The 17,192-nt window shown below is 40.3% G+C and carries 15 protein-coding genes, 2 tRNA genes and 3 pseudogenes; all 20 read left to right on the forward strand.

The genetic code is table 11. The features are described from left to right. Positions 1-64: 64 nt before the first annotated feature. The 20 genes and pseudogenes from QM857_RS05315 to rpsA all read left to right on the forward strand — a co-directional run bounded on the left by QM857_RS05315 (position 65) and on the right by rpsA (position 17,180). Positions 65-706 (forward strand): amino acid ABC transporter permease, encoded by a 642-nt coding sequence (locus tag QM857_RS05315; protein WP_414275296.1) that lies wholly within the window; start codon positions 65-67, stop codon positions 704-706. Positions 707-717: 11 nt separating this feature from the next. Then, on the forward strand, positions 718-1,347 hold the full coding sequence (locus QM857_RS05320; RefSeq protein WP_414275297.1) for an amino acid ABC transporter ATP-binding protein: 630 nt from the start codon (positions 718-720) through the stop codon (positions 1,345-1,347). 9 nt (positions 1,348-1,356) lie between these two features. Further along, positions 1,357-2,199, forward strand: coding sequence for an amino acid ABC transporter substrate-binding protein (locus QM857_RS05325; protein ID WP_414275298.1), 843 nt, complete (start codon positions 1,357-1,359; stop codon positions 2,197-2,199). Positions 2,200-2,346: 147 nt separating this feature from the next. Then, positions 2,347-4,290, forward strand: coding sequence for a DNA topoisomerase IV subunit B (gene parE / locus QM857_RS05330; RefSeq protein WP_254724071.1), 1,944 nt, complete (start codon positions 2,347-2,349; stop codon positions 4,288-4,290). A 49-nt stretch (positions 4,291-4,339) separates the two neighbouring features. After that, entirely contained in the window at positions 4,340-4,882 is a 543-nt protein-coding gene (locus tag QM857_RS05335) for a hypothetical protein (protein WP_414275299.1), read from the forward strand. After that, positions 4,872-5,378, forward strand: a pseudogene (locus QM857_RS05340) (aminoglycoside 6-adenylyltransferase); the annotation flags it as partial. The gene QM857_RS05335 and the pseudogene QM857_RS05340, both read left to right, overlap by 11 nt. Further along, a pseudogene (locus QM857_RS05345) lies at positions 5,371-5,586 on the forward strand (hypothetical protein); the annotation flags it as partial. The pseudogenes QM857_RS05340 and QM857_RS05345, both read left to right, overlap by 8 nt. A 63-nt stretch (positions 5,587-5,649) precedes the next feature. Further along, the gene (locus QM857_RS05350; RefSeq protein WP_414256801.1) at positions 5,650-6,024 is read left to right on the forward strand and encodes a GNAT family N-acetyltransferase; all 375 of its coding nucleotides are present in this window, start codon (positions 5,650-5,652) and stop codon (positions 6,022-6,024) included. Positions 6,025-6,090: 66 nt separating this feature from the next. After that, positions 6,091-6,309 (forward strand): annotated as a pseudogene (locus QM857_RS05355) (GNAT family N-acetyltransferase); the annotation flags it as partial. Between the two features lie 16 nt (positions 6,310-6,325). Continuing rightward, positions 6,326-7,144: an aminoglycoside 6-adenylyltransferase gene (locus QM857_RS05360; RefSeq protein WP_414275300.1), complete on the forward strand. Its 819-nt coding sequence runs from the start codon at positions 6,326-6,328 to the stop codon at positions 7,142-7,144. Between the two features lie 187 nt (positions 7,145-7,331). Beyond that, positions 7,332-9,809 carry a DNA topoisomerase IV subunit A gene (gene parC / locus QM857_RS05365; RefSeq protein WP_414275301.1) on the forward strand — a complete coding sequence of 826 codons (2,478 nt, stop codon included), beginning with the start codon at positions 7,332-7,334 and terminating at the stop codon, positions 9,807-9,809. Between the two features lie 129 nt (positions 9,810-9,938). After that, on the forward strand, positions 9,939-10,961 hold the full coding sequence (locus QM857_RS05370; RefSeq protein WP_247921418.1) for a branched-chain amino acid aminotransferase: 1,023 nt from the start codon (positions 9,939-9,941) through the stop codon (positions 10,959-10,961). Between the two features lie 21 nt (positions 10,962-10,982). Further along, a complete protein-coding gene (locus QM857_RS05375; RefSeq protein ID WP_414275302.1) occupies positions 10,983-12,950 on the forward strand; it encodes a peptide ABC transporter substrate-binding protein in 1,968 nt (655 codons plus the stop codon). Between the two features lie 34 nt (positions 12,951-12,984). After that, positions 12,985-13,674: a DUF969 domain-containing protein gene (locus QM857_RS05380; protein ID WP_414275303.1), complete on the forward strand. Its 690-nt coding sequence runs from the start codon at positions 12,985-12,987 to the stop codon at positions 13,672-13,674. Continuing rightward, the gene (locus QM857_RS05385) at positions 13,671-14,594 is read left to right on the forward strand and encodes a DUF979 domain-containing protein (RefSeq protein WP_414275304.1); all 924 of its coding nucleotides are present in this window, start codon (positions 13,671-13,673) and stop codon (positions 14,592-14,594) included. Before QM857_RS05380 ends, QM857_RS05385 begins: the two co-directional genes overlap by 4 nt. 13 nt (positions 14,595-14,607) lie before the next feature. Continuing rightward, positions 14,608-15,252: a pyroglutamyl-peptidase I gene (pcp, locus tag QM857_RS05390; protein ID WP_414275305.1), complete on the forward strand. Its 645-nt coding sequence runs from the start codon at positions 14,608-14,610 to the stop codon at positions 15,250-15,252. 124 nt (positions 15,253-15,376) lie between these two features. Beyond that, entirely contained in the window at positions 15,377-15,607 is a 231-nt protein-coding gene (locus tag QM857_RS05395; protein ID WP_006148690.1) for a DUF2969 domain-containing protein, read from the forward strand. Positions 15,608-15,656: 49 nt separating this feature from the next. Further along, a tRNA-Tyr gene (locus QM857_RS05400) sits at positions 15,657-15,737 on the forward strand. A gap of 9 nt (positions 15,738-15,746) precedes the next feature. Then, positions 15,747-15,818 (forward strand) — tRNA-Gln (locus QM857_RS05405). A gap of 159 nt (positions 15,819-15,977) precedes the next feature. Beyond that, on the forward strand, positions 15,978-17,180 hold the full coding sequence (gene rpsA / locus QM857_RS05410) for a 30S ribosomal protein S1 (RefSeq protein ID WP_006145742.1): 1,203 nt from the start codon (positions 15,978-15,980) through the stop codon (positions 17,178-17,180). Positions 17,181-17,192 lie beyond the last annotated feature (12 nt).

The following is a 17,192-nucleotide window of genomic DNA, read 5'->3' on the forward strand; positions in this document are numbered from 1 at the left end:
TGAAAAACTTGATTTTATGTTTATTTATGCTATAATAGGAACAATTATTTTTAGGAGGTGGAATATGTCTTACTTATTTGAGATATTACCTAGTTTATTGAGTGGTGCGACAATGACTTTACAAGTATTTACACTGGTCTTACTCTTTTCAATTCCTTTAGGTATTTTGGTTGCCTTTTGCTTACAGGTCCATTGGAAACCCCTCCATTACATGATTGATGTTTATATCTGGGTGATGCGTGGGACACCCTTGCTCTTGCAGTTAATCTTTATCTATTATGTCCTTCCAAGTATCGGGATTCGACTTGATCGGGTACCAGCAGCGATTATTGCCTTCACGCTTAATTATGCAGCCTATTTTGCAGAAATATTCCGTGGAGGGATTGCAACGATTCCTCAAGGACAATATGAAGCAGCTAAGGTCTTGAAATTTAAACCTTTTGATACCGTCCGCTATATTATCTTGCCACAAGTAACCAAGATTGTTTTACCAAGTGTATTTAACGAGGTTATGAGTTTGGTTAAGGATACTTCTTTGGTCTATGCACTCGGTATTTCAGATTTAATCCTTGCTAGTCGTACTGCAGCCAATCGTGATGCGAGCTTGATTCCAATGTTTCTAGCAGGAGCTATCTATCTTCTCATGATTGGTATTGTTACGATTATAGCTAAGAAACTTGAGAAAAAGTTTAGCTACTATAGATAGGAGGGTTATCCATGTTAGAGTTAAAAAATATCAGCAAAAAATTTGGAAAAAAAGAAATTTTATCCAATTTCAATTTAACAATTCCTGAAAAGCAGATTTTGGCTATTGTTGGACCTTCTGGTGGTGGGAAGACAACCTTGCTTAGAATGTTGGCTGGACTTGAAACCATTGATTCAGGTGAGATTTTTTATAATGGAGAATCCCTACCTTTGGATGAACTTGAAAAACGTCACTTGTTAGGTTTTGTGTTTCAAGATTTTCAGCTTTTTCCTCACTTATCCGTTATGGAGAACTTGATTTTGTCACCCATCAAAACTATGGGGATGTCTGAAGCAGATGCCAAGAAGAAGGCAACCGACTTACTCGCTCGTCTGGGTCTCGAAGCTCATGCAGATGCCTATCCATTCTCATTATCTGGTGGTCAAAAGCAACGGGTTGCCTTAGCACGCGCTATGATGATAGATCCTGAAGTGATTGGGTATGACGAACCAACTTCAGCCCTTGACCCTGAGTTGCGTCTTGAGATTGAAAAACTGATTCTACAAAATCGAGAATTAGGCATGACTCAGATTGTCGTGACTCACGATCTCCAGTTTGCAGAGAATATAGCTGACCAGATTCTCAAAGTAGAGCCTAAGTAGGAGGTATCGATGAATCGAAAGAAAATCAGCCTTGTTTTGGTATTCTTTCTGGCTTTTTTCCTGGTAGGATGCACACAAAAAGCTAGTGATCCCAAAGTCGATAATTGGGACAAATACCAAGAACAGGGAACCATTACCATCGGGTTTGACAATACCTTTGTTCCCATGGGTTTTGAAGAAAAGAATGGGCAATATGCTGGATTTGATATTGATTTAGCACAGGCTGTTTCTGAGAAACTTGGTTTCAAGGTACAGTTTCAACCCATTGATTGGGACATGAAGGAAACCGAACTTCAAAACGGCACCATTGATGCTATCTGGAATGGATATTCAGCGACTGATGAACGCCGTGAGAAGGTTGCTTTTACCATTCCTTACATGGAGAATCAGCAGGTTCTAGTCTCTAAGAAATCTCAGAATATACAATCAGTGTCAGATATGACAGGCAAGGTTTTGGGTGCCCAGGCAGGATCTTCTGGTTATATAGATTTCGAAGCCCAACCAGAACTCTTAAAAAATATCGTAAAAGATAAAAAAGCCAACCAATATCAGAGTTTTAACGAAGCCTTGATTGACTTGCAAAATGATCGGATTGATGCCCTTTTAATTGACCGTGTTTACGCCAATTATTATCTTGAAACTGAAGGAATTTTAGACCAGTATGAGATTTTTCCTGCTGGTTTTGAGAGTGAGTCTTTTGCAGTTGGTGTGAGACCAGCTGATAAGACCTTGTTAGCAAATTTGAATAAAGCTTTTGTAGACCTTTATCAAGAAGGTAAATTCCAAGAAATAAGCAAGAAATGGTTTGGTGAAGATGTGGCTACAAACCAAATTAAAGGAAAAGAAAACTAAGATTTTGTCTTGGTTTCTTTTTTTAGGGTGGAAATGAGTGCTTTTTTTACTAAAAAGGACTTGTGAATAGGCTTTTTAACTTGAAAATTTTGCAAAATCCCTAGAAAACCTGTAAAATAGTAAAGATGAACAAATAGGAGGTTCCTTGTGTCAAAAAAGGAAATCAATATTAACAATTATAATGATGATGCCATCCAGGTGTTAGAAGGGTTGGATGCGGTCCGGAAACGTCCAGGGATGTATATCGGTTCGACCGATGGTGCTGGTCTCCACCACCTTGTCTGGGAAATCGTCGATAATGCTGTCGATGAGGCCTTGTCTGGATTTGGTGATCGGATCGATGTGACCATTAATAAAGACGGAAGTTTAACGGTTCAAGACCACGGACGTGGAATGCCGACTGGAATGCATGCTATGGGCATTCCAACAGTCGAGGTTATCTTTACCATCCTTCACGCCGGAGGAAAATTCGGTCAGGGTGGATATAAGACATCAGGAGGTCTCCACGGGGTTGGATCTTCTGTCGTCAATGCCCTCTCTAGTTGGTTAGAGGTAGAAATTACTCGTGATGGCGCAGTTTATAGACAACGTTTTGAAAATGGTGGGAAGCCAGTAACAACTCTTGAAAAGGTTGGAACGGCACCTAAGTCTAAGACAGGTACTAAAGTTACCTTCATGCCAGATGCCAGTATCTTTTCTACGACAGACTTCAAGTACAATACTATTTCAGAGCGTCTCAATGAGTCAGCCTTTCTCTTGAAGAATGTAACCTTGTCATTAACGGACAAGCGAACAGATGAAGCAATCGAGTTCCATTATGAGAACGGGGTACAAGACTTTGTTTCCTACCTCAACGAAGACAAGGAAACCTTGACGCCAGTTCTATACTTTGAAGGGGAAGACAATGGTTTTCAAGTAGAAGTAGCCCTACAGTATAATGATGGCTTTTCAGATAACATCTTATCCTTTGTCAATAACGTCCGTACAAAAGACGGTGGGACGCATGAGACAGGACTTAAGTCAGCCATCACCAAGGTTATGAATGACTATGCCCGTAAGACAGGCCTTCTCAAAGAAAAAGATAAAAATCTTGAAGGTTCAGATTACCGTGAAGGATTGGCAGCTGTTCTTTCTATCTTGGTTCCTGAGGAACATCTTCAGTTTGAAGGACAGACTAAGGATAAACTTGGAAGTCCACTAGCTCGTCCAATCGTTGATAGTATTGTTGCTGAAAAACTGACTTTCTTCCTTATGGAAAATGGGGAATTAGCTTCAAATCTGATTCGTAAAGCTATCAAGGCTCGTGATGCCCGTGAAGCAGCACGAAAAGCGCGTGATGAGAGCCGAAATGGCAAGAAAAACAAAAAAGATAAGGGATTGCTTTCTGGTAAATTAACCCCAGCCCAGTCTAAGAATCCAGCTAAGAACGAACTCTATCTGGTCGAGGGGGACTCTGCCGGTGGCTCTGCCAAACAAGGTCGTGACCGCAAGTTTCAGGCTATTTTGCCTCTTCGTGGTAAGGTCATCAATACAGCCAAGGCCAAGATGGCAGATATCCTCAAAAATGAAGAAATCAATACCATGATTTATACCATCGGTGCTGGTGTTGGGGCAGATTTCTCCCTTGAAGATGCTAACTATGACAAGATCATTATCATGACCGATGCGGACACCGATGGTGCCCACATTCAAACCCTTCTCTTAACCTTCTTTTATCGCTACATGCGGCCACTAGTCGAGGCAGGACATGTCTATATCGCTCTTCCGCCTCTGTACAAGATGTCCAAAGGGAAAGGAAAGAAAGAAGAAGTGGCCTACGCTTGGACGGACGGAGAGCTAGAAGAACTTCGTAAGCAGTTTGGCAAAGGAGCCACCCTCCAACGCTATAAAGGTCTTGGTGAGATGAATGCGGACCAACTCTGGGAGACAACCATGAATCCAGAAACTCGCACTCTTATCCGTGTTACAATCGAAGATCTAGCACGCGCTGAACGCCGCGTAAACGTCCTCATGGGAGACAAGGTCGAACCACGTCGCAAGTGGATCGAAGACAATGTCAAGTTTACGCTGGAAGAAGCGACTGTGTTTTAAGTAGATTTTCCTTCTTAATAATCTTGGCTCTTTAAAAGAGGTATACATCATGATAAGTTTATTGTATCATACTCCTTTTCTTGCGATAGTTATAGCTATAGGTGCAGTTATGTTTATAACAGCTAAACAAGGAAAACCTGAGAAAATTCGCTTTCTTGAATTCTTACTATTAGCTATAGTAACCGCCTGTGTCTTTTTATTTGATAATCCTTTTAGATCCAATCCTTATGCAGGTTTGCTATTCTATACTTTTGACATTTTTATTTTCACACCAGCTAGCTTAGCTTTTGGATTCACAGCTATTTATAAGAGCAATAAACATCTCAAACATTATCCTAGTAGTTACTCAAAACTTCTTAGGCTAAATGCCTGGTTTTTAGAAATATTTTCAGTTATTAATTTCCTATTTTTAATGCTGACGGAAGAAATGGGAATTATGTTGCTGCTACCATTTTTTGGAATTAGTTCTATCATTCAATTTATAGTCGGAGAGCTTGAAAGAAAAAGAGTTCAGAAGCTTCTTCAGCAAAGAAATGAAGATGCTGTTATTCAGAACATAGAGACCACTGAGGAAGAACCACATGAGAACTGACCAGGAAATACTTGAACTGATTTTAGAAACAGCTAAAAAGTTACAGATTGATGCTGTGGCACTATCTGGTTCACGTACTGATACAAAAGCACCAAAAGATGAGTTTCAGGATTACGACGTAGTCTATGTTGTGGACGACTTAGACACTCTAATAAGAGATCTTGCTTGGTTGCACCAGTTTGGTACACGTAACATTGAGCAACATAATATTCTAGGACATCGCCGTCTTTATCTCATGCTTTTTGAAGATGGGAATCGCATTGATCTAGCCCTCTGTCCTAAAGAACATATCAACGAGTGGGTGGATAGTGAGGCAGGATTCACAGTTTTAGTAGATGAGAAGGGTTTGTTTGAATCTTATTCTCCCAGTCCTCAGCGTTTCTGGATAAGCCCAGCTAGTAAGACGGATTTTGAAAAATCTTGTAATGAATTTTGGTGGGTGTCAGCCTACGTGGTCAAAGGAATTTGTCGTAAGCAAGTCATCTATGCGACTGACTGAGCTCAAGGGCAAGGCTCCCAGCCAGAATAAGACCGTCCGCCTCAAGCTGTAGGAAATCTATGATTTCCTTGTGGACTTTACTGCCATCGGTGCTTATGCTTATCCCGAAAGAACTCACATGGTCAATCTTCGCGACCACCTCAACACCATCCGCAACCACTATAAAAAACGCAAGCCACCTAAGAAGACGAGGGAGAGCAACTAGAATATAACTAAATTTGAGTTGAAAAATTGTTAGTGGTCGCATCGGATTTGAAAGGAGTAGAGAATGATAATCAGACCTGCAAGCACAAAAGATTGTCAAGCTATTTATGCCCTTTATCAAAATGAAAAATGGATTTCTTTTACAGAGGAAAAAGTGATATCATTATTTTCAACAAACCTGTCCCATTACTTGGTAGTTGAAGAGAACCAGAAAATCCTTGGTTTTGCCCGCTACTTGACAGATGAAGTGATGACAACCTTTTTAGCTGAAATAATTATTGATAAATCCCACCGTAGAAAAAGACTGGGACAGCAGCTGATTGAGGAAATCCACAAAAAATATCCTTTGACACGGATTGAATTAATATCAGAAGCAGATGGATTTTATCGGTCAATAAGTTTTAAGCCTGTTGGTACAGGATTTAGAAAATCTGAATGAAAGGAGACAGCCAATGACGCTTGACAACAAACTGGGTCTGACAGATTCGCTTGAACTAGCCAAGATGGTTATGCGACGGAGGCTGCCCAAGCTTGTCTAGACTTTGCTTTTCAGCAAGCTGGCTTGTCAGAAGTTTACTCTTTTACATCCTTACTCAATCAACTTTCGCAAAAAGTCATGCAAAAACTGAGCATGGAATTTGCCAAAGAATTTGATAATGAAAAAGTTCCAGCAGATAGTCCGCTTTATAGACATGTCCTCTACAGAATCAAGAGTTTCCACTAAAAAGGTAGGTATTCCCATGAGAACTGAAACCGAGATGTTTGATGTGATTTTGCAAACCGCAAAAGTGCTACAGGTCGATGCAGTCGCCATGTCCGGCTCGCGGACAAACCCAAAGGCTCCCAAGGACGAGTTCCAAGACTATGATGTAGTTTATATCATGGAGGATTTGGATGGTCTGATAGCCGACCTTGCTTGGTTGAATCGGTTTGGCAAACGCTTGATTGAACAGTATAATGTACTGGAACACCGTCGCCTTTATCTCATGCTCTTTGAGGATGGCAATCGGATCGATTTGACCCTCTGCCCCAAAGAGCACATCAAAGAGTGGGTGGATAGTGAAGCAGATTTCACGGTGCTGAATGACCCGCAGGGGCTCTTTGTCCCTTATGCACCGACGCCTAAGCGCTATTGGACGGCACCAGCCAGTGCGACTGACTTTGACAAATCTTGCAATGAATTTTGGTGGGTGTCAACTTACGTGGTCAAAGGAATTTGTCGTAAGCAAATCATTTATGCTACTGACCATCTCTACGGTATTTGTCAGCAAGAACTCTTGAAAATCTTAGCTTGGAAGGTCGCAAGAGATAGAGGAGTAGTCGACATCGGTAAGAACTACAAGTACCTCTTTAACTACTTGCCTGCTGAGAAGGAGAAGGAATTCTCTGCTCTTCTTGATTTCTCAAGTTTAGACAAAATCACTCAGTCTTTATTAGCAACTATACAACTTTTCCACCAAGAAGCTCAAAGTCTTGCTCAAAAGATGGGATTTAAGTATGAAAAAGAAGTAGCTGAGAAGATGATTGAGTATGCTGAGGAAAACCTTCTAAATCACTAAGAAAATACAGAACACAATTCAAAACTTTAAACTACAGAAAGGATAGTTTGGTTACTAGAGGTAACTGAACACGGGACTAATTTCTTATGAAAAAAGATAAATCGCCTTGGGTTCATCGAACCCTGCATCGATTTCCTATTTTTCTATAGAAATTTTCGGCAAGCCGAAACGTCCCTTTGTATCTTATATGAGTAATATCCAAAATATGTCCTTAGAGGACATCATGGGAGAGCGCTTTGGTCGCTACTCCAAGTACATCATTCAAGACCGGGCTTTACCAGACATTAGGGATGGATTGAAGCCGGTTCAACGCCGTATTCTTTATTCGATGAATAAGGATGGCAATACTTTTGATAAGAGCTACCGTAAGTCTGCCAAGTCAGTCGGGAACATCATGGGTAATTTCCACCCACATGGAGATAGTTCTATTTATGATGCTATGGTTCGTATGTCTCAGGACTGGAAGAACCGTGAGATTCTGGTTGAAATGCACGGTAACAATGGTTCTATGGACGGAGATCCGCCTGCAGCTATGCGTTATACCGAGGCCCGTTTGTCAGAGATTGCAGGTTACCTTCTTCAAGATATCGAGAAAAAGACAGTTCCCTTTGCTTGGAACTTTGACGATACCGAGAAAGAACCAACTGTCTTACCAGCAGCCTTTCCAAACCTTTTAGTCAATGGTTCGACAGGTATTTCAGCTGGTTATGCGACAGATATTCCACCGCATAATTTGGCTGAAGTTATCGATGCGACAGTCTACATGATTGATCACCCGACTGCTAAGGTTGAAAAGCTCATGGAATTCTTGCCTGGGCCAGACTTCCCTACAGGAGCGATTATTCAAGGACGTGACGAAATTAAGAAGGCCTATGAAACTGGTAAAGGGCGCGTGGTCGTTCGTTCCAAAACAGAGATTGAAAAGCTTAAAGGTGGTAAGGAACAAATCGTTATCACTGAGATTCCTTATGAAATCAATAAGGCTAATCTAGTCAAGAAAATCGATGATGTTCGCGTCAATAACAAGGTGGCTGGTATTGCTGAGGTTCGTGATGAGTCTGACCGTGACGGTCTTCGTATCGCTATCGAACTCAAGAAAGACGCTAATACCGAGCTCGTTCTTAACTATCTCTTCAAATATACTGACCTACAAATCAATTACAACTTTAACATGGTGGCGATTGACAATTTCACTCCTCGTCAGGTTGGGATTGTGCCTATCTTATCTAGCTATATTGCCCACCGTCGTGAGGTCATCTTAGCACGTTCTCGCTTTGACAAGGAAAAGGCTGAAAAACGTCTCCATATCATGGAAGGTTTGATTCGTGTTATCTCTATCTTAGATGAAGTCATTGCTCTTATCCGTGCTTCTGAGAACAAGGCTGATGCCAAGGAAAACCTCAAGGTCAGTTATGATTTTACTGAAGAGCAGGCTGAAGCTATTGTTACCTTGCAACTGTATCGTTTGACCAATACAGACGTGGTTGTCTTGCAGGAAGAAGAAGCAGAACTTCGCGAAAAAATTGCTATGCTGGCGGCTATCATTGGTGACGAACGGACTATGTACAATCTCATGAAGAAAGAACTTCGTGAGGTCAAGAAACAGTTTGCGACTCCTCGTTTGAGTTCTTTAGAAGATACAGCAAAAGTGATCGAGATTGATACAGCTAGCCTTATCGCTGAAGAAGATACATACGTCAGCGTGACGAAGGCTGGCTATATCAAGCGTACTAGCCCTCGTTCTTTCTCAGCTTCAACGTTAGAGGAAATTGGTAAACGGGATGATGACCGATTGCTATTTATCAAATCTGTTAAGACAACTCAACATCTCTTAATCTTTACGACACTAGGAAATGTTATCTACCGTCCTGTCCATGAATTAGCAGATATTCGTTGGAAAGATATCGGGGAGCACTTGAGCCAAACGATTACAAACTTTGAAACCAATGAAGAAGTGCTATACGTAGAAGTTGTGGATCAGTTTGATGATGCGACGACCTACTTTGCAGCGACTCGCCTTGGACAAATCAAGCGTGTCGAACGCAAAGAATTCTCTCCATGGAGAACCTATCGTTCTAAATCGGTCAAATATGCCAAGTTGAAAGACGATAGTGACCAGATTGTAGCAGTTGCTCCGATTAAATTGGATAATGTTTTGTTGATTAGTAAAAATGGATATGCCCTTCGCTTTAATATCGAAGAGGTTCCAGTTGTTGGAGCCAAGGCTGCAGGTGTTAAAGCTATGAATCTGAAAGCAGATGATGAGCTTCAAGCCGCCTTTATCTGCAATACTTCATCCTTCTATCTGTTAACGCAACGTGGAAGCTTGAAACGTGTTTCAACAGAGGAGATTCCAGCAACCAGTCGTGCTAAGCGTGGCCTTCAAGTTCTGAGAGAATTGAAGAGTAAACCACATCGCGTCTTCTTGGCCGGTTCTGTCTCAGAACAAGGATTTATCGGAGATCTTTTTAGTACAGAAGTAGAAGATGGCGAACAAACTCTTGTTATTCAATCAAATAATGGAACAATTTACGAAGCAATTCTGCAAGATTTGAATCTATCAGAGCGCACAAGTAATGGAAGCTTTATCTCAGATACTATTTCAGACGAGGAAGTTTTCGATGCCTACCTCAAAGAAGTCTTTAAAGAAGATAAAGAAAATTAAGAAGAAAATCAGTCCTAGTGACTGATTTTTTATAAGCAAAATTTTCAGAAAATTACAAATAATGCTTGAATTTTTAGGAGAATAGTGTAGAATAGAACACAAAGCTTGATTAGAATAAAGGAGATTGTCATGACAGTTACGATCGATTGGGAAAATCTCGGTTTTTCCTATATGAAACTACCTTATCGTTATATCGCTTATTTTAAAAATGGACAATGGACTCAAGGAGAATTAACAGAAGATGCAACCTTGCATATTTCAGAATCATCTCCAAGTCTTCACTATGGACAGCAAGCATTTGAAGGATTGAAAGCTTATCGTACAAAGGATGGCAGTATTCAACTCTTCCGTCCAGATGAAAATGCTAAACGTCTCCAACGTACCTGTGATCGTCTCTTGATGCCTCAAGTGCCAACAGAAATGTTTGTAGAGGCTTGTAAAGCAGTTGTTCGTGCTAATGAAGAATACGTACCACCTTATGGAACTGGTGGAACCCTTTACCTTCGTCCGCTCTTGATTGGTGTCGGAGATATCATCGGGGTAAAACCAGCCGAGGAGTATATTTTCACTATCTTTGCTATGCCAGTTGGAAACTATTTCAAGGGTGGGTTGGTTCCAACAAACTTCTTGATTCAAGATGAGTATGACCGTGCTGCGCCAAATGGAACAGGAGCTGCCAAGGTCGGTGGTAACTATGCCGCTAGTCTTTTGCCAGGAAAAATGGCTAAATCCCGTCATTTTTCAGATGTTATTTATCTAGACCCATCAACCCACACCAAGATTGAAGAAGTTGGTTCAGCAAACTTCTTTGGAATTACAGCTGATAATGAGTTTGTAACGCCATTGAGTCCATCAATCTTACCATCTATTACCAAGTACTCATTACTTTACTTGGCAGAGCATCGTTTGGGCTTGAAGCCTGTTGAGGGAGATGTACCAATTGACAGCCTTGATCGATTTGTAGAAGCAGGTGCCTGTGGAACAGCAGCAGTAATCTCACCTATTGGGGGAATCCAACACGGTGATGATTTCCATGTTTTCTACAGTGAAACAGAGGTTGGTCCAGTGACTCGTAAACTATACGATGAATTGACAGGTATCCAGTTTGGTGATATTGAAGCACCAGAAGGCTGGATTGTAAAAGTAGATTAAAAATTATTATAGGAGATCTTTATGAAAACGAAAAAGTGGATGTTAACAGCAGGAGTTGTCCTGAGTACAGCAGTTCTTCTTGTGGCTTGTGGTAAAGCTGACAAGGAAGCAGATGCTCCTACAACTTTCTCTTATGTATATGGAGTAGACCCATCATCTTTGGACTACAGTATTGCAACTCGTACTTCAACAACGGATATTATTGGTAACGTTGTTGATGGATTGTTGGAAAACGATGAATATGGAAATTTGGTTCCTTCACTAGCAGAAGACTGGAGTGTCTCACAAGACGGTTTGACTTATACTTATAAACTTCGTAAAGGAGTTAAATGGTATACCTCAGAGGGTGAAGAATACGCTGAAGTAACTGCGCATGACTTTGTTACTGGATTAAAACACGTAGCAGATGGTAAATCAGACGGTGTCACTCTTATTCAAAACTCCATTAAGGGCTTGAATGAATATATGACTGGTGAGACTAATGACTTCTCTACAGTTGGGGTTAAGGCATTGGATGACTACACAGTCCAGTATACTCTTAATGCACCTGAAAGTTTCTGGAATTCAAAAGTGACTTCAGCAACCATGTTGCCGGTAAACGAGGAATTCCTCAAAGCTTCAGGTAAGAATTACGGAGCAGTAAGTCCATCTGGTATTCTTTATAACGGTCCGTATATCCTGAAGACATTGACTTCAAAATCTTTAATCGAATACGAAAAGAATCCAAATTATTGGGATAAAGAGAAGGTTAAAATTGAGAAAGTTAAATTGACCTACTATGATGGATCAGACCAAGAATCCTTGATTCGTAGTTTCTCATCAGGTGTTTATACAACAGCTCGTATCTTCCCAAGTAGCTCAAACTTTGCTTCGACTTTAGAACAATACGGAGATAAAATCACATACAGTCCACAAGATTCAACGAGTTATTACTTTACCTTTAACGTAAACCGTCAATCATACAATAAGACTGCGAAAACAAGTGAAGAAGAAAAAACTTCTACAAAAGAAGCGATGTTGAACAAGGACTTCCGCCAGGCAATTAACTTTGCTTTCAACCGTCATTCTTATGCTGCTCAGCTTAATGGTGAAGATGGTGCGGACAAGATTATTCGTAACAGTCTAGTCCCAGATAACTTTGTACAATCTGGCGGTAAAAACTTTGGTGATATCGCTCAAGCAGAATTGGTCAACTATGGAGACCAATGGAAAGGCGTTGAGCTTGTAGACGGAAAAGATACTATCTACAATCCTGACAAAGCTAAGGCTTCATTCGAGAAAGCTAAAAAAGAATTGGAAGCAAAAGGTGTAACCTTCCCAATTCATTTGGATGTGCCGGTTGAACAGACAGATACAATTGCCGTTCAACAAAGCAATTCCTTCAAACAATCAATCGAGTCAACTCTTGGTTCTGAAAATGTCGTGATTGATGTCCTTCAGATGACCGATAACGAAAAGGAAAGTATTACATCGCAAGCGCGTGTTCCAGCTCAAAAAGACTATGACTTGAACAGTACTGGATGGGCTCCAAGCTACCAAGACCCAGCAAGTTATCTTAATATCATGGATCCTAAGACTGGTTCTGCTATGAAACACCTTGGTATTACGAAAGGTAAAGACAAGGAAGTAGTAGCTCAACTTGGTCTGGACGAATATAAGAAACTCTTGGATGATGCAGTTTCTGAAACAAACGATTTGGACAAGAGATATGAAAAATATGCTAAAGCTCAAGCATGGCTCACTGATAGCTCTCTCCTAATGCCAACCGCTTCATCAGGTGGTTCACCAGTTGTCAGCAACGTTGTTCCTTTCTCTAAACCATACTCACAAGTAGGTATTAAGGGTGATCCATATATCTTCAAGGGAATGAAATTGCAAAAAGAGATTGTATCTGCTAAAGAATATCAAGCAGCTCTTGAAAAATGGCAAAAAGAAAAATTGGAATCAAACAGTAAATACCAAAAAGAACTAGAAAGTCATGTCAAATAAAACAGACTAGTATTTTTGGAATAAAGGGGCCTATATGGAATGGATTAAACTAATAGGGATAGTTATCATTGTGGTTGGTTTTATCTATAAATTAGATACCATCGCAACGGTAGTCTTAGCTAGTTTAGTTACAGCTCTAGTTTCTGGAGTATCTCTTGTTGAGTTCTTGGAAATTTTAGGAAGAGAATTTAGTAATCAACGAGTTCTGACGATTTTTATGGTAACCTTGCCCTTGGTTGGTTTATCTGAAACTTTTGGCCTCAAGCAACGTTCGATTGACTTGATTCAAAGGATAAAGGGGCTGACCGTAGGAAGTTTTTATACCGTTTATTTCTTTTTTCGGGAACTCGACGGGTTCTTTGCCATTCGTATCGGAGGGCAGCCGCAGTTTGTAAGGCCTCTGGTTCAACCCATGGGACAAGCAGCGGCAGAGTCACAATTAGGTAGAAAATTAACGGAGCAGGAGAGCGAAGCGCTAAAAGCGCGTGCAGCAGCAAATGATAATTTTGCAAATTTCTTTGCTCAGAACACTTTCGTTGGTGCAGGTGGTGTCCTCTTAGTTGGGGGCACTCTGGACCAATTAGGTTACGAAAGTAATTATACAGGGATCGCTTCGGCTTCTCTTATTGTTGCAGGAGTTGCCTTGCTTGTGGTAGGGCTGTACAATTACTTATTTGATAGAAAATTGCTAGCGAATAAGCTTAGTAAAGGAAAAGAAGAATGACCAATCTAGCAAGACAGTTATTAGAGTTAACCTATATTGTGATTGGTTGTCAATTTCTTCACACGGCCTATTGTAGCTATAAAGACAAAACAAACCCAGTTCGATATGGAACAGCTGGGTTTTGGGCTTTATTGGGAATCAGTTTTATTGGTGGTTCCTATCTACCATCTATCTGTATTGGAATTATCGTAGTGCTCTTAGCCCTACTAACACTCTTTAAACAGGTTCGTATCGGAACCTTACCGTCTCTGAATGAAGTCAAGGCAAATATTGAAGCTAAACGGTTGAAGAATAAAATTTTTATTCCAGTCATGTTGATGGCTTTGATTGCTTTGGTATTAGCAAAAATGATTCCTGACTTTAGTAAGATTGCTATCAGCCTTGCAGCATTTTTTGCAACCATCTCTCTTTTATTGATTACTAAGAGTTCTCCTAAAAGCTTATTATCAGAAAACAATCGCATGGTTCAGCAAGTCTCAACTAGTGGGATTGTTCCCCAACTTTTAGGAGCTTTGGGGGCTATTTTTACTGTAGCTGGAGTTGGAGATTTAATGTCACATCTGATAAGTGGTTTTGTGCCTTCAGGGAGTCGGTTGATGGGTGTAGTGGCTTATGTGTTGGGGATGGTTCTATTTTCTATGATTATGGGAAATGCCTTTGCGGCCTTTACTGTCATTACTGCTGGAATTGGTGTTCCCTTTGTATTTTCCTTGGGAGCAGATCCAATCATGGCGGGTGCTCTTGCTATGACAGCAGGTTGTTGTGGAACTTTATTAACCCCAATGGCTGCCAATTTTAATACTCTACCTGTGGCCCTTTTGGATATGAAAGATCCAAATGGCGTTATCAAAGCGCAAGTAGGAGTAGCTATTGTCATGATTATCATACATGTATTTCTGATGTACTTTTTGGCATTTTAGTAAAGGAAATAAAATGAAAATATTAGTTACAGGATTTGATCCTTTTGGTGGTGAAAAGGTCAATCCAGCTCTAGAAGCTGTTAAATCATTACCGTCTGAAATCAATGGTGCAGAGCTCCATTGGGTAGAAATCCCAACAATCTTTTATAAATCAGCAGAGGTTTTAGAAGCAGAAATAAATCGATACCACCCAGATGTGGTGCTTTGCATCGGACAAGCAGGAGGAAGAGCAAGTTTAACTCCTGAGAGAGTTGCTATTAATCAAGATGATGCTAGAATTCCAGATAACCAAGGAAATCAACCGATTGACACTCCCATTCGCCTTGATGGAGAAGCTGCCTACTTTAGCACACTTCCTATCAAAGCAATGGTACAAGCCATAAAAGAAGAAGGGTTACCTGCTTCAGTATCCAATACAGCTGGAACCTTTGTTTGCAACCATTTGATGTATCAGGCACTCTATTTAGCGGATAAGAAATTTCCTAATATGAGAGCAGGCTTTATGCATATTCCCTATATGACAGAACAAGTGGTAAATAAGCCTAATACTGCATCCATGTGCTTAAGAGATATTGTCCGAGGTATCGAAGCTGCGATTGGTGCTATCGTAGACCATAAAGATAAAGATTTGAAATTGGTCGGAGGGACGACTCACTAATGATTCAATTTTCAAATTAAAAAATATTCCTTAAACTCTCTGTCAAGATAAGCATGATAGAGAGTTTTTTCTTGCTAGATTAGGGAATTTCTTGTAAAATAGAAAAAGTGAAAAGAGGTATGGTATGAGCAAAAAAGATAAAAAAATTGAGATTCAATTATCAGATGCTAAAGTAGTAGTTGGAAAAGATAAGTACGATGGTTATACTTTAATGATTGGTAAAAAGTTAATCGGTGAAATTGCCGAACTAGATGACCAATTTGCAATCATAAAGAATGGAAATGTCGATAGTTTTTACAAAAATCTTGAAAAAGCTGTGGAAATATTGATTGAGAACTATAATTTAGCAAAATAATGCTTGTTTTTTGCAAATTTTCATGATATAATAGTTTTCGTTGATTGTCGGAGAGATAGCGAAGAGGCTAAACGCGGCGGACTGTAAATCCGCTCCTTCGGGTTCGGGGGTTCGAATCCCTCTCTCTCCATATCATCAATGGGGTATAGCCAAGCGGTAAGGCAAGGGACTTTGACTCCCTCATGCGTTGGTTCGAATCCAGCTACCCCAGTTCTTAGGTAATAAATTCAAGATAAAAAGAAAAATATCTTAGGGTATTTTATTTTTATAATTGAAGGACGTTCGAGATGTTCATGTCGTTGCGGGTGCTTAGGAAAAAAATTATAAGTATGTCAAGTTAAAAAGACTTGATTGTTGGAGGATTTTTTAGATGAATGAATTTGAAGATTTGCTAAATAGCGTTAGCCAAGTTGAACCTGGTGATGTTGTTAGTGCTGAAGTATTGACAGTTGATGCTAATCAAGCTAACGTTGCAATCTCTGGAACTGGTGTTGAAGGTGTCTTGACTCTTCGCGAATTGACAAACGATCGCGATGCTGATATCAATGACTTTGTAAAAGTAGGTGAAGTATTTGATGTTCTTGTACTTCGTCAAGTAGTTGGTAAAGATACTGATACAGTAACATACCTTGTATCTAAAAAACGCCTTGAAGCTCGCAAAGCATGGGACAAACTTGTAGGACGCGAAGAAGAAGTTGTTACAGTTAAAGGAACTCGCGCTGTTAAAGGTGGACTTTCAGTAGAATTTGAAGGTTTGCGTGGATTTATCCCAGCTTCAATGTTGGATACTCGTTTCGTACGTAACACTGAGCGTTTTGTAGGTCAAGAATTTGAAGCTAAAATCAAAGAAGTTGACCCTAAAGAAAACCGCTTCATCCTTTCACGTCGTGAAGTTGTAGAAGCAGCTACTGCAGCAGCTCGTGCTGAAGTTTTCGGTAAATTGGCTGTTGGTGATGTAGTAACTGGTAAAGTTGCTCGTATCACAAGCTTCGGTGCGTTCATCGACCTTGGTGGTGTTGATGGATTGGTTCACTTGACTGAATTGTCACACGAACGTAACGTTTCACCAAAATCAGTTGTAACTGTTGGTGAAGAAGTTGAAGTGAAGATCCTTGACCTTAACGAAGAAGAAGGACGTGTATCACTTTCACTTAAAGCAACAACACCTGGACCATGGGATGGCGTTGAGCAAAAATTGGCTAAAGGTGACGTTGTAGAAGGTACAGTTAAACGTTTGACTGACTTCGGTGCATTTGTTGAAGTATTGCCAGGTATCGATGGACTTGTTCACGTATCACAAATTTCACACAAACGTATTGAAAATCCAAAAGAAGCTCTTACAGTTGGTCAAGAAGTTACTGTTAAAGTTCTTGATGTTAATGCTGATGCAGAACGTGTATCACTTTCTATCAAAGCTCTTGAAGAACGTCCAGCTCAAGAAGAAGGACAAAACGAAGAAAAACGTGCTCCACGTCCACGTCGTCCAAAACGTCAAGAAAAACGTGACTTTGAGCTTCCTGAAACTCAAACAGGATTCTCAATGGCTGACTTGTTCGGAGACATCGAACTTTAATCAATCAGAACT

Origin of the sequence: Streptococcus infantis (assembly GCF_047463315.1) — a bacterium.
Taxonomy (GTDB): Bacteria; Bacillota; Bacilli; order Lactobacillales; family Streptococcaceae; genus Streptococcus; species Streptococcus infantis_AB.

Excerpts from the sequence above, each read along its gene's own strand:
- QM857_RS05380 (WP_414275303.1), top strand. The coding sequence starts at position 12,985 with ATGGAATGGATTAAACTAATAGGGATAGTTATCATTGTGGTTGGTTTT.
- QM857_RS05395 (WP_006148690.1), top strand. The coding sequence starts at position 15,377 with ATGAGCAAAAAAGATAAAAAAATTGAGATTCAATTATCAGATGCTAAA.
- pcp (WP_414275305.1), top strand. The coding sequence starts at position 14,608 with ATGAAAATATTAGTTACAGGATTTGATCCTTTTGGTGGTGAAAAGGTC.
- parC (WP_414275301.1), top strand. The coding sequence starts at position 7,332 with ATGAGTAATATCCAAAATATGTCCTTAGAGGACATCATGGGAGAGCGC.
- QM857_RS05370 (WP_247921418.1), top strand. The coding sequence starts at position 9,939 with ATGACAGTTACGATCGATTGGGAAAATCTCGGTTTTTCCTATATGAAA.
- QM857_RS05325 (WP_414275298.1), top strand. The coding sequence starts at position 1,357 with ATGAATCGAAAGAAAATCAGCCTTGTTTTGGTATTCTTTCTGGCTTTT.
- QM857_RS05315 (WP_414275296.1), top strand. The coding sequence starts at position 65 with ATGTCTTACTTATTTGAGATATTACCTAGTTTATTGAGTGGTGCGACA.
- QM857_RS05320 (WP_414275297.1), top strand. The coding sequence starts at position 718 with ATGTTAGAGTTAAAAAATATCAGCAAAAAATTTGGAAAAAAAGAAATT.
- QM857_RS05350 (WP_414256801.1), top strand. The coding sequence starts at position 5,650 with ATGATAATCAGACCTGCAAGCACAAAAGATTGTCAAGCTATTTATGCC.
- QM857_RS05375 (WP_414275302.1), top strand. The coding sequence starts at position 10,983 with ATGAAAACGAAAAAGTGGATGTTAACAGCAGGAGTTGTCCTGAGTACA.
- QM857_RS05385 (WP_414275304.1), top strand. The coding sequence starts at position 13,671 with ATGACCAATCTAGCAAGACAGTTATTAGAGTTAACCTATATTGTGATT.
- QM857_RS05335 (WP_414275299.1), top strand. The coding sequence starts at position 4,340 with ATGATAAGTTTATTGTATCATACTCCTTTTCTTGCGATAGTTATAGCT.
- rpsA (WP_006145742.1), top strand. The coding sequence starts at position 15,978 with ATGAATGAATTTGAAGATTTGCTAAATAGCGTTAGCCAAGTTGAACCT.
- QM857_RS05360 (WP_414275300.1), top strand. The coding sequence starts at position 6,326 with ATGAGAACTGAAACCGAGATGTTTGATGTGATTTTGCAAACCGCAAAA.